The sequence below is a fragment of the Nocardioides pini genome (assembly GCF_026712185.1).
Classification (GTDB): domain Bacteria; phylum Actinomycetota; class Actinomycetes; order Propionibacteriales; family Nocardioidaceae; genus Nocardioides; species Nocardioides pini.
The window spans coordinates 661047-682276 of record NZ_JAPPUX010000003.1; the positions used below are offsets into that span (position 1 = coordinate 661047).

A 21230-nucleotide genomic window follows, 5' to 3' on the forward strand; every position below is an offset into this window, starting at 1 on the left:
GGTCAGGCCGCGAACAGCAGGTACAGCCCGCCCACGGTGAAGGCGACCATCGCGAAGAGCAGCGGCAGCTGACCGGTGAGCTGGTGCCGCGGAGGCAGCAGCTTGATCGCCCGGTCGTGGGCGGCCACCACCCCGACGACGTGGCCGAGCGTGACCGCGGCGACCTTGCTGACCGCGAGGAACGTCGGGTGCGCCGAGAGCCAGTAGTTGACCTGCAGGTCGGCCGTCCCGAGGTAGTCGTCACCGCGGCTGAACGGGTCGCTCAGCTGGATGACCGTCTGCTGGCCGTACTCGACGAAGTAGGTCAGGTAGTGGGCCACGATGTAACCCACGATGATCGGGATCACCGAGTGCGCGAACAGGTTGGGCAGCGCCCGGCGCGGGATGTCGCTCCGCACGCCCGTCGCCATGGTGGCGACGGTCAGCACGAACGCCACGCCCGCGGAGAAGGCGATGAGCGCGAGGGTGTCGGGCCACACGCGTGAGGTCGACATCGACTGCACGAGCTTGAGCCAGGGCGTGGACTCGCGGAACGAGTCGAACGCGGTGCTGCCGAACAGCACCCCGACGACCGCCACCAGCCCGGGTCGCGGCACGACGGTGTCGAGGTTCGCGAGCGGGCTGCGCAGCACCAGCACCCCGTCGCGACGCCCCCACACCGACAGCTTGGCGACCAGCGAGGAGTAGACCTCGAACGGGTCGGCTCGCGCCAGGAACGTCGTGCCCCACAGCGCCGAGCCGATGAACATGATGCCGAGGTAGGCGGCGCACCAGAGCCGGACGGGTCCGACGTCGGTGGAGTAGGGGTAGACGAGCTCGAGCCAGACGAAGGCGAACAGGCCGGCCGCAGCGGGCCAGTAGCCGAGACGGGCCGGGTAGACGTACAGGCCCTCGCCCTCGGGCACGCCGGAGATCTTCGCGAACAGCATGCTGATCGTGCGGGCCGGGCTGATCGCGCGGAACACGGGCCCGATCAGCAGCGACGCCGGCACGAGGCCCACCCACAGCAGCACGTAGAAGGTGCCCAGGAACGGGTTGATCAGGGTGTCCTCGCCGAACACCGCGGCCGCGGCGACGTAGAGGAAGATCGCCATCCCGAGCACGCGCGCGCCGATCGCCAGTGCGCGCGAGGACACGAAGCGGTCCAGCCAGTCCGGAGCCGGACGACCGCTGGTCTCCGGGTCGTAGCGGGGCTCGCGCCACGCCACCGCCAGCACGGTGAACGAGACCACGAGTGCGGCGACCGCACCCGCGATCGCCAGCTCCGAGGGGATCGGCAGGTCCTTGGCACCGCCGAGGCCGTGCGCCGAGATCGAGCCGCCGACGGCGACGGGGCTCACCGGACTTCGAGCTGGAGCAGGATCACGTCGGGCTCGTGGCTCTCCACCTCGACCACGCCCGGACGGTCGATCACGATCTCGTGCTCCGAGGTGCCCGCGTCGTAGGCGATCTCCTGCTCCGGGGTGCTGTGCACGTGGAGCTCACCGGCCTCGTCCGCCTCGATGGTGAGGACCAGCGGCTGGTCGACGCCGAGCTCGACCCGCTCGCCGTTGGGGGTGAAGGAGTCGCCCTCACGGGTCACGGTGACCGTGACGCCGTCACCCGTGCTGCTGGACCCCGACTCCGACCCCGACTCCGAACCGGGCTCCGCGGGGGATTCGGAGGAGGAGCTCGTGCTCTCCTCGGTGGCCGGCGAGTCGGTGTCACCGTCCCCGCCGCACGCGGTGAGCGCGGCGGCCAGGACCAGGACGACGGGGGCGAGGCGCGTGAGGGCGCGACCGGGCACGGGAGATCTCCTTCTGCAGCGGCACGGGCAGACAGCGGCCGCGGCACCACGCCGGCTCACTGCCTCTGCCAGAATCCCATGCGGGACAAGATCGTCGACGAGAGGGCACCAGATGAGCGAGCGGAGCGAGCGAATCGTTCAGCGCCGCGCGCGTCGTGCCTCATGCGCGCACGGAGCGAAGCGAGGACGTGCATGAGCATCCGGCTACGGCCGCGGGACCTGGCCATCCTGGCCGCCGAGTCCCCCACGACGCCCATGCACAACGCGACGGTGGAGATCTTCGACCCGGGGGAGTCCGGCTTCGACCACGACCGGCTCGTGCAGCTGATCGCCGACCGGATCGCCTTCGTCCCGCGCTACCGCCAGCGCCTGCAGCCCGTGCCCGGACGGCTGGCCAACCCGGCCTGGGTCGACGACGACGGCTTCGACCTCGGCTACCACGTACGACGCTCCGCGCTGCCGCGTCCGGGGTCGATGGACCAGCTCCGCGAGCTCGTCGCGCGCATCGCGTCGCGGCCGCTCGACCGGACCCGTCCGCTGTGGGAGTGCTACTTCGTGGAGGGCCTCGAGCACGGCCGCGTCGCGCTGCTGACCAAGAGCCACCAGATCCTCGTCGACGGCCGCGAGACCGTCGACATCGGCCAGGTGCTGCTCGACACCTCGCCGGACCGCTCGACCCTCGGGCACGACGACGACTGGCGTCCGCGCCGGCCCGCCGGCCCCGTGGCGGCCGCCCTCGCCGCGGTCACCGACAGCATCGAGAGCCCGCGCACGCTCTGGATGACCACCCGCGCCAACGCCGAGTCCTTCGGCCGCGCGGCCTCCGCCTCGACCGCCCGCGTCGCGGAGGTCGCCAACGCCCTCGCGGGACGCGGCCCGGTGCATGCCACCCCGGTGCACCGACGGCTCTCGCAGCAGCGCCGGTTCGTGACGGTCCGCACCGAGCTCGCCGACTACCGCGCGATCCGGGAGGTCCACGGCGGCACGGTCAACGACGTCATCCTGGCCACCCTCGCCGGCGGGCTCCGCGGATGGCTGATGGCGCGCGCCGAGTCGCTGGGCGGGCTGCGCACGATCAAGGCGATCGTGCCGATGTCGGTCATCGACGACGAGCTCGAGCCGACCTCGCTCGGCACCCAGATCACCGGGCACCTCGTGCACCTGCCGATCGGCGAGCCCAGCCCGGTCGTCCGGCTGCACCAGGTCAGCTACGACCTGCGGGCACACCGCGACAACGGCCGCAACGTCTCGGCCCGCCGGCTCTCGGGCATCGCCGGCTTCGCGCCGACGACGTTCCACGCGCTGGGCGCACGCCTGGCCACGGCCGAGCTGCGGCGTGGCTTCCACGTCTCGATCACCAACGTGCCGGGACCGCAGTTCCCGCTCTACGCCGACGGCGCGCGGATGCTCGAGTCCTACCCCGTCCACCCGCTGCTGCCCGACCACCCCCTCGCCATCGGCGTCACGTCCTACGACGGCGGCGTGTTCTACGGCATCACGACGGACCGCGACGCCGTGCCCGACGCCGACGTCCTCGGCCAGTGCGTGCTCGACGCGCTCGACGAGCTCAAGGACTCGGCGTCCGACACCAGGCCGCGCGCGCCGCGCGGGCGCAAGAAGTCGACCACGAAGGGGACGTCGTGACCCGCCGCTACCTCCCGACCTCCCTCCCACGCCTGGCCGAGGACTGGGCAGCCGACGGCCCACGTCCCGTCGACCCGGTCCTCGCCCCGGACGACGGGGAGGAGAGCGAGTACGTCGCCCTGATGACGGCGGCGGACGCGTCGGCCGAGCTGGTGGCCGGCCTGCCCGACGGCCAGCGCCGGCGCGTGGTCGTGGTCGCCGAGACCCCGGCGGCCGACGGCCCGGTGCTGTGGCGCGACGTGGTCGCCGTGCACGTCGACACCGATGACGACGCGGACCCCGACGACGACCTGGCGTGGTGGGCCACGCAGGAGATCGGCGACCTCGTCACCCCCCGGTGACCGGCACTTGGAGGGGCGAAGGCGGGTCTGACACGATCAGCCGCATGGACGCGATCACCTTTCCTCCGGCTCCCACCAACGAGCCGAACCTGACCTATGCGCCCGGCACCCCGGAGCGCGAGGCACTGGTCACCGAGCTGGCCCGGCTCGAGGGCGAGCAGCACACCTTCCACGCCGTCATCGGCGGCGAGCACCGCGAGGGCGGCGGCGCCGAGACCGCGGTCGTCCAGCCCCACGACCACCAGCACGTGCTGGGCACCCTGCGCGGCGCGACCACCAAGGACACCGAGGACGCCATCGCGGCCGCGGCCGAGGCCGCGCCGGACTGGCGGGCCATGCCCTTCGACGAGAAGTGCGCGATCATCCTCAAGGCCGCCGACCTGCTGGCCGGCCCCTGGCGCCAGCGGCTCAACGCCGCGACGATGCTCGGCCAGTCGAAGACGGCGTTCCAGGCCGAGATCGACGCCGCCTGCGAGCTGATCGACTTCTGGCGGTTCAACGTCCACTACGCCAAGCAGATCCTCACCGACCAGCCCATCGCCAACAGCCCGGGCATCTGGAACCGCACCGACCACCGCCCGCTCGAGGGCTTCGTCTACGCGATCACGCCCTTCAACTTCACCGCCATCGCCGGCAACCTGCCCACCGCCCCGGCGCTGATGGGCAACACGGTGCTGTGGAAGCCCTCGCCGACCCAGCAGCTCGCCGCGTCGCTGACGATGGAGCTGCTGGAGGAGGCCGGGATGCCGCCCGGCGTCATCAACATGCTGCCCGGTGACGGGCTCGACGTGTCCGAGGTCGCGCTCGCGCACCGCGACCTGGCCGGCATCCACTTCACCGGCTCGACGCCGACGTTCCAGCGCCTGTGGCGCACCGTCGGCGAGAACATCACCGGCTACCGCTCCTACCCGCGCATCGTCGGCGAGACCGGCGGCAAGGACTTCATCGTCGCCCACCCGTCCGCAGACCCCGACGTGCTGCGTGTCGCGATGATCCGTGGGTCGTTCGAGTTCCAGGGCCAGAAGTGCTCGGCGGCCTCGCGCGCGTACGTGCCGCGCTCGGTCTGGGTGAAGATCAAGGACCAGCTCATCGCCGACACCGAGGCGCTGTCGATGGGTGACGTCACCGACCTGTCCCACTTCATGGGAGCGGTGATCGACGACCGCGCGTTCGCCAAGCACCGCAAGGCCATCGCCCGCGTCGAGGGCACCGACCACCTGACGCTGCTCGCGGGCGGCCAGACCGACGACTCGGTGGGCTACTTCGTCCGGCCCACGATCGTCGAGTCGAGCGACCCGACCGACCAGATGTTCTCCGAGGAGTACTTCGGCCCGATCCTGGCCGTGCACGTCTACGAGGACGCCGACTTCGAGTCGGTCGTGGCGCAGATGGAGTCCTTCGCCCCCTACGCGCTGACCGGCGCGATCATCGCGCAGGACCGCTCCGCCATCGCGTGGGCCCGCAAGACGCTGCGCTTCGCCGCGGGCAACTTCTACATCAACGACAAGCCCACCGGCGCGGTCGTCGGGCAGCAGCCCTTCGGCGGCGGTCGGGCCTCCGGCACCAACGACAAGGCCGGCGCGGCGGTCAACCTGCTGCGCTGGACCTCGCCGCGGTCGATCAAGGAGACCTTCGTGCCGCCGACCGACCACCGCTACCCGCACCAGGGCTGACGTCCCGGCCCACGGTCCGATGGGGGAGGATGGGGGCGTGCCCGTCCCCGTCCTCCCGCTCCGGCCGCTGTGGCACATGGGGGCGCTGCACCCCTACGAGCAGGCGCTCACGCTGCTGCTGGCGTTCGGGCCGTTCCTCGTCCTCGGCCTCGTGATCTGGCGCCGGCGCAACGAGCAGGACGACGAGCACGGCGAGCACGACGCGCCGGTGCCCGGGGACGACCGCTCGCCCGCGGACGGGCGCGAGCACCTCAGCTGAAGACCGGCACCTCGACGCCGTCGAGCCCGGACCGCTCGGTGGGCGTCGGCTCGGCACGCCCGGTGCCGACCAGGACGACCCGCTCGCTCGTCCACCCGTCGAGGGGCCGCCCGAGCAGCGCCGTCACGACCCGGCGTGCCTCGGCGAGGCCCGCGGCCGGTGGGCCGGGGGCGTCGAGGTGGGCGACGAGGTCGGCATGGTGGAGCGTCGCCTCCACCGCCCACGTGCTGGCGAGGTCGTCGACGCGGAGGGCATGACCCTGCGTCGCGACCACCGCGTCGGCAGGCGCGGCAGCCAGCGCCCGCGTCGTCGCGGCGGCCGCCTCCAGGTAGCGCTCGCGCAGGGCGGCGAACCCGTGCAGCCCGGCCTCGACGCGGGTCAGCCGGCGGTTCTGCTCGTCGGCGTCGGGGTCGCTGCCCCACGACCGCCAGTAGGCGACGGCGTCGCAGTCGGCGTCGCGCTCGGCCGGCGTGTGGGCGGCGACCAGGCCGCGCACCGCGTCGGCGTTCAGGTGCCACAGCAGGTCGCGCACGCTCCACCCGGTGCATCCGGTCGGCGCCCAGGCGTCGTCCTCGCGCAGCCCCGACACGACGCCGGCGAGGGCGTCGTACGACTCCGCGAGCAGCGCCGTCATCGGGAAGCGAGCCACTCCACGCCCGTGCGGTGCTCGGTGTCGAGCGCCCGGCCCAGCATGTCGGCGACGAGGCCCTCGATCTTGCCGCCCACCAGCGGCAGCCGCACGGTCACCTCGAGGTCCACGCGCTCGGTCGTCCGACCCCCCGACTCGACCAGGGTCGCGGTGCCGGCCATCTCGGCGGGCTTGCCGGGGATGCTGACCTCGACGTCGGCGTGCTCGGGGATGCGCCACGCCTCGACCTGGACGATCCGGATCTCGTCGCCGACCAGCTTGGTCGCGAACGACGGCAGGCCCGAGGAGGACTGCACCTGCTCGATCGTGACGACGCCGTCCTCGACCGTGACGTGGCCGCGCACGACGTGCATCCGCTCGAGCACGCGCTCGCGGAAGGCCCGATCGGTGAGCATCGCGGCCACCTCCTCGAGGGAGGCGTCGTAGGTGAGCTCCTTGACCACGCGCTTGCCCATCCAGGCTCCTCCGGGTGCTCGTCCGAGCGGCCGGGGCGGACGCCCCGGCCGGTGCGGACATCATGGCCGACGCGGTCGCCGGGGGCGAGGACCGGTGCCCTTTCCACGTCCCGACGGGCGAGGTGACCGCCGGGTACCGACCCGTGTTGTGAGGGTCACAGCGCGGGTTCTAGTGTCAGAGCGTGGCGACGCCCGAGGAGACCAAGGACCAGCAGCTCGACGCAGCGACGGCGGGACGTCCGGAGTGGGGTGACCTTGTCCGCGCGTACTACCGACACGTCGCCCCCGAGGAGGTCGCCGAGCGCTCCCCGGAGGACCTGCTCGGTGCCGTCTCCTCCCACCGCGAGCTCGCCGCCTCCCGCCCCCAGGGCACCGCAGCCGTTCGCGTCGTGACACCCACGATCGCCGATGCCGGCTGGTCGGCGTCCGGCCGATCCGTCGTCGAGGTGGTCACCGACGACATGCCCTTCCTCGTCGACTCGGTGACGATGGAGCTCAACCGGCTCGGGCACACCGTGCACGCGGTCATCCACCCCCAGCTCGCCGTCGAGCGCGACATCACCGGTCAGCTCCGGCACGTGCACGCCCACGAGCCGCTCGGTGGCGCCCGGGCGGCGGTCCAGGCCGAGACCCAGCCGTCCGCCCAGGAGGGCGCGGAGTCGTGGATGCACGTCGAGATCGACCGCACCGACGACGACGAGGCGGCCGAGATCACCGACGGCCTCCAGCGGGTGCTGCGCGACGTACGCGAGTCCGTCGAGGACTGGGAGAAGATGCACGCCCAGGCGCTCATGGTGGTCGGGCAGCTCGACCAGGACCCGCCGCCGCTGCCCGCCGAGGAGCTGCGCCAGGGGCGCGAGTTCCTCACATGGCTGGCCGACGACCACTTCACGTTCCTCGGCTACCGCGAGTACCAGCTCGAGGCGGAGGAGGGTGCTCCGGACGAGTGCGGCCTGCGCGCCGTCCCGGGCTCGGGTCTCGGCATCCTGCGCCACGACCAGGACCTGTCCGCCTCCTTCGCCAAGCTGCCCCCGCTGGTGAAGGCGAAGGCCCGTGAGAAGAAGCTGCTCGTCCTGGCGAAGGCCAACTCGCGCTCCACCGTCCACCGCCCCGCCTACCTCGACTACGTCGGCGTCAAGACGTTCGGCCCCGACGGCGAGGTCGTGGGCGAGCGCCGCTTCCTCGGGTTGTTCTCCAGCGCCGCCTACACCGAGTCGGTCACCCGCATCCCGGTGCTGCGCGAGAAGGTCGGCGAGGTCATGCGCCACGCGGGCTTCGACCCGCGCAGCCACGCCGGCAAGGCGCTGATGGACACGCTGGAGAACTACCCGCGCGACGAGCTGTTCCACACCTCACCCGACGAGCTCGCCCCGGTCGCGCAGGACGTGATGAGCGCCCGCGAGCGCCGTCAGCTCCGGGCGTTCGTGCGCCGCGACACCTATGGCCGCTACGTCTCGGTGCTCGTCTACCTGCCCCGCGACCGCTACAGCACCGCCGTGCGCGAGCGCTTCTCCGAGATCCTGAGCGAACGGCTCAACGGCGAGCACGTCGAGTTCACCGCCCGGGTCAACGAGTCGACGACAGCGCGGGTGCACTTCGTGGTCCACCCGCCCAAGGGTGGTCAGGTCCCCGAGATCGACGTCGCCGACCTCGAGCGCCGGCTGATGGAGGCCTCGCGGTCGTGGCGCGACGACTTCGTGGCCGCCGTCGTCAGCGAGTACGGCGTCGACGAGGGGTCGCGGCTGGCGCGAGCCTGGGCCGGCGCCTTCCCCGAGGCCTACAAGGAGGACTTCAAGCCCCAGCGCGGATCGGCCGACCTCGGCCGCATCGAGGCGATCCAGGGCGACGTCGGCATCGACCTCGCCCTGTTCGACCAGGACGAGCGCGGCGGCCACTACCGTCGTGGCGAGTCGCGGCTCAAGGTCTTCCGGGTGGGCGAGCCGCTGTCGCTGAGCGCGATGCTTCCGATGCTCACGTCGATGGGCGTCGAGGTCGTCGACGAGCGTCCCTACGAGCTCACCGGGCTGGCCCGACCCTCCTTCATCTACGAGTTCGGGCTGCGTCACGGCCGCACCCTCGCTCCGAAGGAGCGCACGCTGTTCGCCGAGGCGCTGCGCGCGGTGTGGGACGGCTACAACGAGATCGACGGCTTCAACCAGCTCGTCCTCGCCGCCGGGCTGACGTGGCGGCAGGCGACGGTGCTGCGGGCCTACGCCAAGTACCTGAAGCAGGGCAACTCGCCCTTCGCCCTCGACTACATCGAGGAGGCGCTGCGCAGCAACGTCGACATCACCCGGCTGCTCGTGGAGCTCTTCGAGTCGCGCTTCGACCCCGGTCGCGGGGACCGCTTGCTGGAGCACGACGCGGAGGCGCGCGTGGCCAAGGTGGAGGCGGTCGAGGAGCGGCTCGCCAAGGCCCTCGACGACGTCGTCAGCCTCGACCACGACCGCATCCTGCGCTCCTACCGCACGCTGGTGCGGGCCACCCTGCGCACCAACTTCTTCCAGCGCTCGGCCGATGGCGAGGTGCACCCGTACATCTCCTTCAAGCTCGAGCCGTCGGCCATCCCCGACCTGCCCCAGCCCCGTCCGCGCTACGAGATCTTCGTCTACAGCCCCCGCGTCGAGGGTTCCCACCTGCGCTTCGGCGCCGTGGCGCGCGGCGGCCTGCGCTGGTCGGACCGTCGCGACGACTTCCGCACGGAGGTCCTCGGCCTGGTCAAGGCGCAGATGGTGAAGAACACCGTGATCGTGCCGGTCGGCGCGAAGGGCGCGTTCTTCTGCAAGCAGCTCCCCGACCCCTCCGACCGCGACGCCTGGCTCGCCGAGGGCGTGGCCTGCTACAAGACCTTCATCTCGGGCCTGCTCGACATCACCGACAACCTCGTGGACGGCGTCACGGTGCCGGCCCGGGAGGTCGTCCGGCACGACGGGGACGACTCCTACCTCGTCGTCGCAGCCGACAAGGGCACCGCGACGTTCTCCGACATCGCCAACGGCGTGGCCAAGGACTACGGCTTCTGGCTGGGTGACGCCTTCGCGTCGGGCGGGTCGGTGGGCTACGACCACAAGGCGATGGGCATCACCGCCAAGGGGGCGTGGGTCTCGGTGCAGCGGCACTTCCGCGAGATGGGCGTCGACTGCCAGAACGAGGACTTCACCGCGGTCGGCATCGGGGACATGTCCGGCGACGTCTTCGGCAACGGCCTGCTCTGCTCCGAGCACACCCGGCTGGTGGCGGCGTTCGACCACCGCGACATCTTCATCGACCCCTCGCCCGACGCCGCGTCGTCGTACGCCGAGCGGCGCCGGCTCTTCGACCTGCCGAGGTCGAGCTGGAAGGACTACGACGCCTCCCTCATCTCCGAGGGCGGCGGGGTGTGGCCGCGCTCGGCCAAGTCGATCCCGGTGTCGGCCCAGGCGCGCAAGGCCCTCGGCCTCGCCGCCGACGTCACCTCGCTGACTCCCGCCGAGCTCATGAAGGCGATCCTGCTCGCGCCGGTCGACCTGCTCTGGAACGGCGGCATCGGCACCTACGTGAAGTCGTCGGAGGAGACCAACGCCGACGCCGGCGACAAGGCCAACGACGCGATCCGCGTGAACGGTGAGGACCTGCGCGCCCGGTGCGTCGGTGAGGGCGGCAACCTCGGCTTCACCCAGCTCGGCCGGGTGGAGTACGCCCGGTTCGGCGCCGGGGGTGACGGCGGGCGCATCAACACCGACTTCATCGACAACTCCGCCGGCGTCGACACCTCCGACCACGAGGTCAACATCAAGATCCTGCTCGACCGCGTCGTGCGGTCGGGCGCGATGGGCGAGGACGCCCGCAACGAGCTGCTCGCCGAGATGACCGAGGAGGTCGGCCAGCTCGTCCTGCGCGACAACTACGAGCAGAACCTGGCGCTCGCCAACGCCCAGGCCCACGCGCCGTCGCTGCTGCACGTGCACGAGGACTGGATGCGCGCGCTCGAGAAGCGCGGCGTGCTCAACCGCGAGCTGGAGGGGCTGCCCAGCACCCGCCAGGTCCGGCGACGCCTCGACCGGAAGCAGGCGCTGTCGGCGCCCGAGCTGTCCGTGCTGCTGGCGTGGACGAAGATCGTGCTGGCCGAGGAGCTCGTCGACTCCGACCTGCCCGACGACCCCTACCTGCGCGAGGACCTGCTCGCCTACTTCCCGAGCCGGATGAAGCCCGACCTCGAGGCAGCCATCGAGGACCACCCGCTGCGACGCGAGATCATCGTGACGCAGGTGGTCAACGACCTCGTCAACGGCGCCGGCATGACCTTCTGGCCGCGGCTGCAGGGCGAGACCGGGGCCTCCCCGGCCGACCTCACCCGGGCCAACTTCGTCGCGCGCGAGATCTTCGGCTCGCTGCCGCTGCGCCAGGAGATCGCCGCGCTCGACAACCAGGTGCCGGCCGAGCGCCAGACCCGGATGCGCATCGAGATGCGCACGCTGGTGGAGCGCGCGTCGCGCTGGCTGGTCACCAACCGCCGCCCACCGCTCGACTCCAGCGCCACGGTCGAGTTCTTCCGCGGCCCCGTCCAGCGGGTCATGGCCGAGCTGCCCGGCATCATGAGCGGGCGCGAGCTCGACGACTACAGCGCCCGCCAGAAGCGGCTCACCGACCAGGGCGTGCCGGACGACCTGGCCTCCCGCGTCGCGGTGCTGGCGTCCGCCTATGCCCTGCTCGGCATCGTCGAGACCGCCGACCGGCTCGGCCTCGATCCGGTCGAGGTGGCCCGCGTCCACTTCGCGCTGGGGGAGCGGCTGGGCCTGCCGGCGCTCGTCGAGCGGATCTTCGCCCTGCCGCGCGACGACCGGTGGCAGACGATGGCGCGGGCCGCGGTCCGCGACGACCTCTACGGCGTCCACCAGCAGCTGACCGCCCAGGTCCTCGAGTCCACCGACGCCGCGGACTCGGCGCCGGCCCGGGTCGCCGCCTGGGAGGACGCCGACGAGGAGCTCGTGGGCCGCGCCGCGTCGACGCTCGAGGAGATCTGCCGCGAGGAGACGGCCGAGCTGGCCCGCCTCTCGGTCGGGCTGCGGGTGGTGCGGGGCCTGCTGTCCTGACGGGGGGCGGACGCCGTCGGCGTCAGAAGAGCAGGACGGCGGCCACGACGCCGGCGGCGACGACGGCCCACCGGAAGACCGCGTCGGGGAGCTTGCGGCCGATGCGGGCACCGACGTAGCCGCCCACCAGCGACCCGGCCGCGAGCAGCACCACGACGTCCCAGCGCGGGTCGGCGACCACGACGAAGATGAGGCCGGCGACGACGTTGCCGACCATCAGCGACAGCGTCTTCAGGCCGTTGACGATGCGCAGCTCGAGGTCGGTGCCGATGCCGAGGACCGCCACCATCATCACGCCCGCGCCGGCGCCGAAGTAGCCGCCGTAGACGCCCGTGATCGTGGCGAACGCGGTGGTGGCGGGGGACATGTGCCGGCGCTCGGCCAGCGCCACGCCGTGCCGGGCCTCGTGGCGGGCCCGCAGCCATGCCGCGATGCGGGGCTGCACGCCGACGAGCAGGCAGGTGAAGAGGATCAGGTAGGGGACGACCGCCTCGAAGACGCCGGGCGGCAGCCCGAGCAGCAGGGCGGCGCCGATGGCCGCGCCGAAGGCGCAGACGGCGACGATCGTCCGGGCGATCGGGCCCGCCTCGCGCACCTCGGCGCGGTAGCCGACGACGCCGCCGATGCCGCCGGGGATCAGGCCGAGGGTGTTGGACACGTTGGCCACGACCGGCGGCAGGCCGAGCGCGACCAGCACGGGGAAGCTCAGCAGGGACGCCACCCCGACCGTCGAGGAGAGCACGCCGGCGCCGAACCCGGTGGCGAGCACCAGGAGCGCCTCGAGTGAGGTCACTCCGCCTCGCGGATGAGCGCCACGTCGCTGACCATCGCGACGTGGGCGTGCATCGCCTCGGCCGCCGCGGCGGGGTCGCCGGCACGGATCGCCTCGGCGATCGCGCGGTGCCCGGCCAGGGAGTCCTGCGGCCGGCCGGGCTGGCCGAGCGACTCGAGCCGGGTCTCCTTGATGAGGTCTCCGATCTCGTCCATGAGCCGCGCGAGCAGGAGGGAGTGGGACGCAGCGGTGACGGCACCGTGGAACCGCTCGTCGCCCTCGACGCCGCGGCCGCCCGCCTCGATGTCGGCGGCCATGAAGGCGAGCGCGTCGTCGATGCGGGCGAGGTCGTCGTCGGTGCGTCGCTGCGCGGCGAGGGAGGCGATCTTGGTCTCGAGCGCGTCGCGGGTCTCGATGATCTCGGGCAGCCGGTCGGCGTGGCTGCGGATCGCCTCGACGATGCGGCTGGACTTCTGGTGCCTCGCGGTGACGACGGTGCCGTCCCCGTGGCGTACCTCCACCACGCCCACGACCTCGAGCGCGACCAGCGCCTGGCTCAGCGTGGCGCGGCTGACGCCGAGGCGCTGGGCGAGCTCGCGCTCGGGCGGGAGCTTGTCACCGGCCTGCAGGCCGTTGTCGTCGATCCACGTGGAGATCTGCCCGGCCACCTGCTCGTAGAGACGCGTGCGGAGCAGCCGTGGCGGGAAGGGCGACGACTCGGACATGGGACCACCCTATTGACGATCGGCTCATTGTCCTATTGGCTAGGCCACTGAGCCAGCACTGTGACGAGGGCCACCCCCCGCGACCCCGCCGTGCCGGCACTCGACTCGGAAGGTGACCACTATGGGTCCGGAATGGATTGCGATCATCGCGCTCGTCGCGCTGTTCGTGGTCGGCACGGTGCTGCCGATCAACATGGGAGCGCTGGCCTACGTCGCCGCGTGGCTCGTGGGGATGTACTCGCTGGGACTCGACGAGAAGGAGATCCTCGCCGGCATCAGCGCCGACCTGGTCCTGACCCTGATCGGGGTCACCTACCTCTTCGCGATCGCCAGGCAGAACGGCACGGTCGACCTCATCGTCCGCACCGCGGTGGCCTCGGTCGGCGGACGCGTCGCCCTCATCCCGTGGGTGATGTTCGCGGTCACGGCCGTGATCACGGCCATCGGCGCAGCGAGCCCCGCCGCGTGCGCGATCATCGGCCCCATCGCCCTCGGGTTCGCCGGCCGCTACGGCATCAGCCCGCTGATGATGGGCATGTTCGTCGTGCACGGTGCGCAGGCCGGCGGCTTCTCGCCGATCTCGATCTACGGCACGATCACCAACTCGGTGATGGAGGACGCCGGGCTCGGCACCACGCCGCTGACGATCTTCTTCTCCAGCCTGGTGGTCAACACCGTGATGGCCGCGATCCTGTTCGTCGTGCTCGGCGGCCGCAGGCTGATGAACCTGCGCATGGACGGCGACGGCGAGCTCGTCGAGGCCGGCGCCACGACCAGCGCCGCGGTCGGCGCCTCGGCCGGTGCCACCACCGCAGCGGGAGGCGGGTCGCCGCGCGTGCACCCGGACCGCTCGGACGCCCGCTCGGCCACCGGCGCGACGCCGACCACCGGCACCCCGAACCCCGACGACGCCGGCACGACCCTCGAGCACGTCCTCACCCTCCTCGCCTTCCTCGCCGTGGCCCTCGTGGCGCTCGTCTTCGACAAGAACATCGGCTTCGCCGCGATCACGGCCGCGGTCGTGCTCTCGATCCTCACGCCGAAGGCGTACAAGGACACCGTCAAGCAGATCGCCTGGCCGACCGTGCTCCTCGTCGCGGGCGTGAGCACGTACGCCACGATCCTCACCACCGCCGGCTCCCCGGAGTTCGTCGGCAACTGGGCCGCCGGACTCGGCGCGGCCGCCATCGGCGCGCTGATCCTCTGCTACGTCGGCGGCATCGTCTCGGCGTTCGCCTCCTCGACGGCGCTGCTGCCGGTGATCATCCCGATCGCCATCCCCCTCGTCGCCGAGGGCGGCCTGTCGGCGGGCTTCTTCGTCGCGGCCCTCGCGGTCAGCTCGACCATCGTCGACGTCAGCCCGTTCTCCACCAACGGTGCGCTCATGCTGGCCAACCGGCCCGACACGATCGACGAGAGCACCTACTACAAGCAGATCCTGACCTACGCCACGATCGTGACCCTCGTCGGCCCGCTCCTCGTGTGGGCCGCCCTCGTCCTGCCCGGATGGTGACCACCGACATGACCGAACCCATGACCGAACCAACGACGGGACCGCTCGCCGACCTCCTCGTCGTCGACCTGACGCGGGCGCTCGCCGGCCCCCACGCCACCCAGATGCTGGGCGACCTCGGCGCCCGGGTGATCAAGGTGGAGGCGCCGGGCAGCGGCGACGACACCCGGGGCTGGGGGCCGCCGTTCGTCGGCGAGCCCGACGCCCGCCAGTCGACGTACTTCCTCTGCACCAACCGCAACAAGGAGTCGATCGCCCTCGACCTCAAGGACGAGGCCGACAAGGACGTCCTGCTGGGGCTCCTCGAGCGTGCCGACGTGCTCGTCGAGAACTTCCGCACCGGCGTCCTGGAGCGGCTCGGGCTCGGCATCGAGGAGCTGATGCGTCGCAACCCGCGGCTCGTCGTCCTCTCGATCACCGGGTTCGGCCACGACGGCCCCGAGGGCGGTCGCGCCGGCTACGACCAGATCGCCCAGGGCGAGGCCGGCCTGATGTCCCTCACGGGCTCGGGACCCGACGACCCGCAGCGTGTCGGCGTACCCATCGCGGACCTGCTGTCCGGCATGTACGGCGCGTACGGCGTGCTCGCCGCGCTCCACGAGCGCGCGCGCACCGGGAAGGGCACCGTCGTGCGGACCTCGCTGCTCGCCTCCGTCGTCGGCGTGCACGCCTTCCAGGGCACGCGGTGGACCGTGGCCGGCGAGGTCGGGCGTGCGCAGGGCAACCACCATCCCTCGATCGCGCCCTACGGCCTGTTCCACTGCCGCGACGGCGCCGTGCAGATCGCGCTCGGCAGCGAGGGCCTGTGGAGGAAGTTCTGCGCCGGCTTCGGGCTCGACCCCGACGCCGAGGGCATGGCCACCAACGGCGAGCGCGTCGCCAGCCGCGAGCGGGTCATCGAGGTCGTCGAGCAGGCCTTCGCCGACTGGGACGCCGAGCCGCTCCTGGCCCGCCTCGCCGAGGTCGGCGTGCCGGCCGGCAAGGTGCGCACCCTCGACGAGGTCTACGAGTGGGACCAGGTCGCCAGCCAGGGACTGCTGGTCGACGTGGAGCATCCGACGCTGGGCGGGCTGACCCTCCCCGGCCCGCCGCTGCGGTTCTTCGACGCCGACGGCGCCGAGGTCACCCGCCGCGACCACGTCGCACCGCCGCTGCTCGACCAGCACGCCGACGAGATCCGCGCCTGGGTCGGCGGTGGCGGGGCGTGAGCACACCGCGCGACGGCGGAGCCAGGCGCTGGACCGCCCACGAGCTGCTCGACCTGGTGCTCGACGAGGGCACGTTCACCTCGTGGGACGTGCCGATCGACCTGTCCTACGCCGACGACGGCTACCGCGCCGAGCTCGAGGCGGCCGCGGCGAAGGCCGGCACCGACGAGTCGGTGCTGACCGGTCGTGGTGAGGTCCGCGGCCGGCCGGTCGCGGTCGTGGTCAACGAGTTCCGCTTCCTCGCCGGCTCCATCGGCCGCGCCGCGGCGGACCGCATCACCGCCGCCGTCCGCCGCGCCACCGCGGAAGGGCTGCCCCTGCTGGCCAGCACGGCGTCGGGCGGCACCCGCATGCAGGAGGGCACGCCCGCCTTCGTGCGCATGGTGGAGATCTCCCGCGCGCTGATGGACCACCGCGCCGCCGGCCTGCCCTACCTCGTGCACCTGCGCCACCCCACGACCGGCGGCGTGTACGCCTCGTGGGGGTCGCTGGGCCACGTGACCGTCGCTGAGCCCGGCGCCCTCGTCGGCTTCCTCGGCCCCAAGGTCTACGAAGGCCTCAACGGACGGCCGTTCCGCCCCGGTGTGCAGGTCGCGGAGAACCTCGCGGCCGCCGGGGTCATCGACGGCGTCGTCGCCGCCGAGCAGCTGCCCGCCATGGTCGACAGCGCCTTGGCGGTGCTGGTCGACGGGCCCGGGTCGGGCCGGCTGCCGCTGCGCGCCGCGCGCCCGGTCGGCGACCACACCGCGTGGGACAGCGTCGAGCGGACCCGTCGTACGGACCGGGTGGGCGTGCGCGACCTCCTCGCCCACGGCGCCGTCGGGACGCTGCAGCTGCGCGGCACCGACGAGGGCGAGCGCGACTCGACCGTCCTCGTCGCGCTGACGCGGCTCGACGACCAGCCCTGCGTCGTCATCGGGCAGGACCGCTCGCGGCAGGTGCCCGGGCACGCGATGGGACCCGGCGCGCTCCGCGAGGCCCGCCGCGGGATGCGGCTCGCCGAGGAGCTCGGCCTCCCACTGGTCAGCGTGATCGACACCCCGGGCGCCGAGCTGTCGCCCGAGGCCGAGGAGCGCGCCATCGCGGGCGAGATCGCCCGCTGCATCGCGACCCTGACGACGATGTCGGTGCCGACGGTCTCGGTGATCCTCGGCCAGGGCTGCGGGGGAGGGGCACTCGCCTTCCTGCCCGCGCGGTCCGTCATCGCCACCGAGCACGCCTGGCTCTCGCCGCTGCCTCCGGAGGGCGCGAGTCTGATCGTGCACGGCGACACCGCCCACGCCGCCGAGATGGCCGCACGCCAGCGGGTGCGCGCCGCCGACCTCCTCGCCGACGGCGTGGTCCAGCACGTGGTGCCCGAGGTCGACGGCGAGTCTCCGCGCGACCTGGCCGTCGCCGTGGCCGCCGAGGTCGGGGCGCGGCTGCGCGAGCTCGCCGGTCGTACACCCGTCGCCCACGCGTCCTGAGGCGCTGGGCGACGGGGAGCGCTAGCTCGCCTTCTTGGCCTGCTTCTTCGCAGCGGTCTTCTTGGTCGCGGTCTTCTTGGCCGTCGACTTCTTCGCGGTCGCCTTCTTCGCGGGGGCCTTCTTGGCCGATGACTTCTTGGCGGCGGTCTTCCTCGCCGGCTTCTCCGCGTCGGACGCGTCGTCGGAGTCGTCGTCGGCCTCGCCGCGCGCGGACTTGGCGGCCGCCACCGACTTCTGCAGGGCGGCGAGCAGGTCGACGACCTCGCCGGAGGTCTTGGTCGAGGTCTCGGTGCGCTTGATCTCGCCGCCCTCGATCTTGGACTTCACGAGTGCGTCGACCGCGCCGGCGTAGTCGTCCTCGAACTCGCTCGCGTCGAAGTCGCCCGCCAGCGTCTCGACGAGCATGTGGGCCATCTTGACCTCTTGCGGCTTGGCGTCGTCGACCTCGACCTTGAAGTCGGGCACACGGACCTCGTCGGGCCACATCATCGTCTGGAGCACGATGACCTCGCCGGCCTCGGTCTCGCGCACGCGCAGCACCGCGATCGTGGTCCGCTGTCGCAGCGCGACGGTGACGACGGCCATCCGGTCGGCGTCCTTCAGCGCCTGGCGCAGCAGGGCGTAGGGCTTGGCGCCGGCGCCCTCGGGCTCGAGGTAGTAGGACTTCTCGAACAGCAGCGGGTCGATCTGCTCGCGGGGCACGAACTTCTCCACCGCGATCTCGCGCGACGACGTCGACGGCAGCTGGGCCATGTCGTCGTCGGTGAGGATGACCATCTCGCCGTCCTCGGTCTCGTAGCCCTTCGCGATGTCGGCGTAGGCCACCTCCTCGCCGTCGAGCGAGCAGACGCGCTGGTACTTGATGCGGCCGCCGTCCTTGGCGTGCACCTGGCGGAACGACACGTCGTGGCTCTCCGTCGCGGCATAGAGCTTGACCGGGACACTGACCAGGCCGAAGGAGACGGCACCCTTCCAGATCGCGCGCATGCGACGACGATAGCCGTCACATCAGACACACGTCTCCCTCCAGATGGGGGACGCAGGGATGCCAGACTGCACGCGTGCGCCCGATGCTCGCCAGCAAGACCGACCGCGTCCCGACCGGCGCGCAGTGGCTGCACGAGGTGAAGTGGGACGGCGTGCGCGTGCTCGTCGACGTCCACGACGGCGTCGTACGCATGACCAGCCGCAACGACAACGACGTCACCCCCGCCTGGCCCGAGCTCGCCGCGCCGCCGCTGGGCGATCGCGACCTGATGGTCGACGGCGAGGTGATCGCCCTCAACGAGCGCGGCGTCCCCGACTTCAGGGTGCTCCAGCACCGCATGCACGTCCGCAACGCCCGAGAGGTCGCGCGCCTGGTGACGACGGTCCCCGCCACCTTGATGGTCTTCGACCTGCTCCGCCTCGACGGGGAGGACCTGACCGCCCGGCCGCTGGAGGAGCGACGCGCGCTGCTCGAGGGCCTGCCGCTCGGCGACTCGAAGTGGCAGGTCCCGGCGGCGTACGACGACGGCGACATGTTGTTCGAGGCCACCCGGCAGCAGGGGCTGGAGGGCGTGGTGAGCAAGCGTCGCGGCTCGCGCTACCGCTTCGACGCCCGCAGCGAGGACTGGCGCAAGCTCGCCCACCGCCACCGCGGGTCGTTCGTGGTCGGCGGCTGGCGCCCGCAGACCGGTACGACGGACCGGCTGGCGTCGCTGCTCGTCGGCGAGCAGACCCCCGACGGCCTTCTCTACCGCGGGCGGGTGGGCAGCGGCATCGCCGGAGCGACCAGCTCCCGGCTGGCCGCGCTCATGGCGCCGTTGGCGGCCACGGCGTCGCCGTTCGCGGACGAGGTGCCCCGCATCGACGCCGCCGGCACGTTCTGGGTCGAGCCGCGGGTCGTGGTCGACATCGACACCCACGGCCTGGGCTACCAGCGCCTGCGCCAGCCGTCGTTCCAGGGCGTGCGTGACGACCTTTCGCCCGAGGACCTTCTCTCCACAGGGGACCTCGCGTGAGGCGGCTGCTGCTGGCGACGCTCGTGGCGGCGGGGCTGCTCGCGCCGACGGGCGCAGGAGCCGAGGCCCAGCGGGCCGACGTCGTCCGCCTCGACGGCGTACGCGTCGAGCTCCGCCCCGGCACCACGCAGGTCGTCACCGTCGACCACGCCCGCGGCGTGCGCGCCCGCGTCTCGTTGTGGCGGCTCACCGCCGAGGGGTGGACGCGGCAGCTGACCACGGCCGACGGCCGCACCGGCTACGGCGGGCTCGTCGACGGCGACCGGCGGCGCCAGGGATCGGGGACGACGCCGCTGGGCACCTACGGACTGATCTCCACCTTCGGCACCCACGCCGCCGACCGGCGCGCCCGGTTGCCGCACCACCGGATCCGCAAGGGGGACCACTGGGTGCAGGACAACGCCTCCGACTTCTACAACCAGCTGCGCAACCAGCGCGACGGTGGCTTCCGCTGGTGGCTGCCGTCGTCCGACCCCGACTCGTCGGAGCGGCTGACCGACTACCCGCGGCAGTACGAGTGGTCGATCGTCACCGACTTCAACGTCGAGCAGGTGCGACACCGCGGCGCCGGCATCTTCCTCCACGTCAACGGGCGCGGCGCGACGGCCGGGTGCGTGAGCGCCCCGCGGCGGTTCATCCGCTCGCTCGTGCGTCTCCTCGACCCCGCCCGCGTGCCCGTGATCGGCATCGGCAGATGAGCCCCCGGGACGGCACGGAGGTCCAGGTCGACGTCGACGGCCGCACCCTCACCATCAGCAACCTCGACAAGGTGCTCTACCCGCGCACCGGCACGACCAAGGGCGAGGTGCTCAACTACTACGCCCAGGTCTCGCCGGTCCTGCTCCCGCACCTGAAGGACCGCGCGGTCACCAGGATCCGCTGGCCGCACGGGGTGGAGAAGGGGAGCTTCTTCGAGAAGAACGCACCGGCGGGCACCCCGTCGTGGGTGCGTACGCACGAGGTGTCCACCACCGGCTCGCGGTCGGGCAAGGGGGACGGCACGATCCGCTTCCCGATCTGCGACGACCTCGCCACCCTCACGTGGCTGGCCAACCTCGCCGCGCTCGAGCTGCACGTGCACCAGTGGACGGTCGACGCGAAGGGACGGCCCCGCAACCCCAACCGCCTCGTCATCGACCTCGACCCCGGCGAGCCGGCCGGGCTCCATGAGTGCGCCCGGGTCGCGTTGATGGTGCGCGAGGCGCTGGCGGAGCGCGACCTGGGGTGCACGCCCGTGCTGAGCGGCAGCAAGGGCCTGCACCTCTACGCCCCTCTCTCCGACGGGCGCGGCAGCCTGGACAGCGACGGTACGACGGCGCTGGCGAAGGAGGTCGCCGAGGAGCTCATGAAGGAGCATCCCGACCTGGTCACGAGCGTGATGACCAAGGCCAAGCGGCCCGGCAAGGTGTTCCTGGACTGGTCGCAGAACTCCGGCTCCAAGACCACCATCTCGCCCTACTCGCTGCGCGGGCGCGAGCGACCCACCGTCGCCGCGCCGCTGACGTGGGACGAGGTCGAGGAGGGCGCGGAGGACGACCTCGCGCTCGAGCAGCTCACGATGGACCAGGTGCTGGAGCGGGTGGCCCGCCTGAGTGACGTCTTCGAGGCCTGACACCCTCCGTGCGGGTGGACCGCACAGATGTCCCCCGGATTCGGGCCATGCG

Annotated in this window: 18 protein-coding genes; 11 read left to right on the top strand and 7 right to left on the bottom strand. The window is 72.3% G+C overall.

Annotation, left to right across the window (positions count from 1 at the left end; genetic code table 11):
- Positions 1 to 2: 2 nt before the first annotated feature.
- Both NYO98_RS12930 and NYO98_RS12935 read right to left on the bottom strand, forming a co-directional pair.
- Positions 3 to 1340 (bottom strand): hypothetical protein, encoded by a 1338-nt coding sequence (locus NYO98_RS12930; protein ID WP_268112140.1) that lies wholly within the window; start codon positions 1338 to 1340, stop codon positions 3 to 5.
- Positions 1337 to 1786, bottom strand: a complete 450-nt coding sequence (locus NYO98_RS12935) for a hypothetical protein (protein ID WP_268112141.1) — start codon at positions 1784 to 1786, stop codon at positions 1337 to 1339. Before NYO98_RS12935 ends, NYO98_RS12930 begins: the two co-directional genes overlap by 4 nt.
- A 192-nt stretch (positions 1787 to 1978) precedes the next feature.
- On the opposite strand from NYO98_RS12935, the gene NYO98_RS12940 reads away from it, so the two are divergent.
- From NYO98_RS12940 to NYO98_RS12955, 4 genes are read left to right on the top strand one after another with little or no spacing between them, the layout of a single operon-like run.
- Positions 1979 to 3430, top strand: a complete 1452-nt coding sequence (locus NYO98_RS12940) for a WS/DGAT/MGAT family O-acyltransferase (RefSeq protein WP_268112142.1) — start codon at positions 1979 to 1981, stop codon at positions 3428 to 3430.
- Positions 3427 to 3771: a DUF6912 family protein gene (locus NYO98_RS12945; RefSeq protein WP_268112143.1), complete on the top strand. Its 345-nt coding sequence runs from the start codon at positions 3427 to 3429 to the stop codon at positions 3769 to 3771. Before NYO98_RS12940 ends, NYO98_RS12945 begins: the two co-directional genes overlap by 4 nt.
- Positions 3772 to 3815: 44 nt before the next feature.
- On the top strand, positions 3816 to 5444 hold the full coding sequence (pruA, locus tag NYO98_RS12950) for an L-glutamate gamma-semialdehyde dehydrogenase (RefSeq protein WP_268112144.1): 1629 nt from the start codon (positions 3816 to 3818) through the stop codon (positions 5442 to 5444).
- A gap of 37 nt (positions 5445 to 5481) precedes the next feature.
- Positions 5482 to 5703, top strand: coding sequence for a hypothetical protein (locus NYO98_RS12955; RefSeq protein WP_268112145.1), 222 nt, complete (start codon positions 5482 to 5484; stop codon positions 5701 to 5703).
- Here the strand turns inward: NYO98_RS12955 and NYO98_RS12960 are convergent.
- Together NYO98_RS12960 and NYO98_RS12965 are read right to left on the bottom strand one after the other, a co-directional pair.
- A complete protein-coding gene (locus tag NYO98_RS12960) occupies positions 5696 to 6352 on the bottom strand; it encodes a maleylpyruvate isomerase N-terminal domain-containing protein (RefSeq protein WP_268112146.1) in 657 nt (218 codons plus the stop codon). The two genes, NYO98_RS12955 and NYO98_RS12960, sit on opposite strands and share 8 nt — an antisense overlap.
- Positions 6334 to 6807 (bottom strand): DUF2505 domain-containing protein, encoded by a 474-nt coding sequence (locus NYO98_RS12965; RefSeq protein ID WP_268112147.1) that lies wholly within the window; start codon positions 6805 to 6807, stop codon positions 6334 to 6336. The genes NYO98_RS12960 and NYO98_RS12965 overlap by 19 nt, the downstream gene beginning before the upstream one ends.
- Positions 6808 to 6989: 182 nt before the next feature.
- Here NYO98_RS12965 and NYO98_RS12970 point away from each other — a divergent pair, with 182 nt between their 5' ends.
- Positions 6990 to 11879, top strand: a complete 4890-nt coding sequence (locus tag NYO98_RS12970) for an NAD-glutamate dehydrogenase (RefSeq protein WP_268112148.1) — start codon at positions 6990 to 6992, stop codon at positions 11877 to 11879.
- 22 nt (positions 11880 to 11901) lie between these two features.
- Here NYO98_RS12970 and NYO98_RS12975 read toward each other — a convergent pair whose 3' ends face one another.
- Positions 11902 to 12672: a sulfite exporter TauE/SafE family protein gene (locus NYO98_RS12975; RefSeq protein ID WP_268112149.1), complete on the bottom strand. Its 771-nt coding sequence runs from the start codon at positions 12670 to 12672 to the stop codon at positions 11902 to 11904.
- Positions 12669 to 13376 carry a FadR/GntR family transcriptional regulator gene (locus tag NYO98_RS12980; RefSeq protein ID WP_268112150.1) on the bottom strand — a complete coding sequence of 236 codons (708 nt, stop codon included), beginning with the start codon at positions 13374 to 13376 and terminating at the stop codon, positions 12669 to 12671. The genes NYO98_RS12975 and NYO98_RS12980 overlap by 4 nt, the downstream gene beginning before the upstream one ends.
- Before the next feature lie 121 nt (positions 13377 to 13497).
- Between NYO98_RS12980 and NYO98_RS12985 the strand changes: the two genes are divergently transcribed.
- The 3 genes from NYO98_RS12985 to NYO98_RS12995 are packed head-to-tail and all read left to right on the top strand — an operon-like array spanning position 13498 to position 17563.
- Complete coding sequence (locus NYO98_RS12985; protein WP_268112151.1) at positions 13498 to 14889, top strand: SLC13 family permease; 1392 nt, start codon at positions 13498 to 13500, stop codon at positions 14887 to 14889.
- 20 nt (positions 14890 to 14909) lie between these two features.
- Positions 14910 to 16097: a CaiB/BaiF CoA transferase family protein gene (locus NYO98_RS12990; RefSeq protein WP_268112152.1), complete on the top strand. Its 1188-nt coding sequence runs from the start codon at positions 14910 to 14912 to the stop codon at positions 16095 to 16097.
- Positions 16094 to 17563 carry a carboxyl transferase domain-containing protein gene (locus NYO98_RS12995; protein ID WP_268112153.1) on the top strand — a complete coding sequence of 490 codons (1470 nt, stop codon included), beginning with the start codon at positions 16094 to 16096 and terminating at the stop codon, positions 17561 to 17563. Before NYO98_RS12990 ends, NYO98_RS12995 begins: the two co-directional genes overlap by 4 nt.
- Before the next feature lie 21 nt (positions 17564 to 17584).
- Here the strand turns inward: NYO98_RS12995 and ku are convergent, their stop codons facing one another.
- Positions 17585 to 18550 (bottom strand): non-homologous end joining protein Ku, encoded by a 966-nt coding sequence (gene ku / locus NYO98_RS13000; RefSeq protein ID WP_268112154.1) that lies wholly within the window; start codon positions 18548 to 18550, stop codon positions 17585 to 17587.
- 83 nt (positions 18551 to 18633) lie between these two features.
- Here ku and ligD (NYO98_RS13005) point away from each other — a divergent pair, with 83 nt between their 5' ends.
- From ligD (NYO98_RS13005) to ligD (NYO98_RS13015), 3 genes are read left to right on the top strand one after another with little or no spacing between them, the layout of a single operon-like run.
- Positions 18634 to 19566, top strand: coding sequence for a non-homologous end-joining DNA ligase (gene ligD, locus NYO98_RS13005; protein ID WP_268112224.1), 933 nt, complete (start codon positions 18634 to 18636; stop codon positions 19564 to 19566).
- Positions 19563 to 20264: a L,D-transpeptidase family protein gene (locus NYO98_RS13010; RefSeq protein ID WP_268112155.1), complete on the top strand. Its 702-nt coding sequence runs from the start codon at positions 19563 to 19565 to the stop codon at positions 20262 to 20264. The genes ligD (NYO98_RS13005) and NYO98_RS13010 overlap by 4 nt, the downstream gene beginning before the upstream one ends.
- Positions 20261 to 21178 carry a non-homologous end-joining DNA ligase gene (ligD, locus tag NYO98_RS13015; RefSeq protein ID WP_268112156.1) on the top strand — a complete coding sequence of 306 codons (918 nt, stop codon included), beginning with the start codon at positions 20261 to 20263 and terminating at the stop codon, positions 21176 to 21178. The genes NYO98_RS13010 and ligD (NYO98_RS13015) overlap by 4 nt, the downstream gene beginning before the upstream one ends.
- Positions 21179 to 21230: the final 52 nt, after the last annotated feature.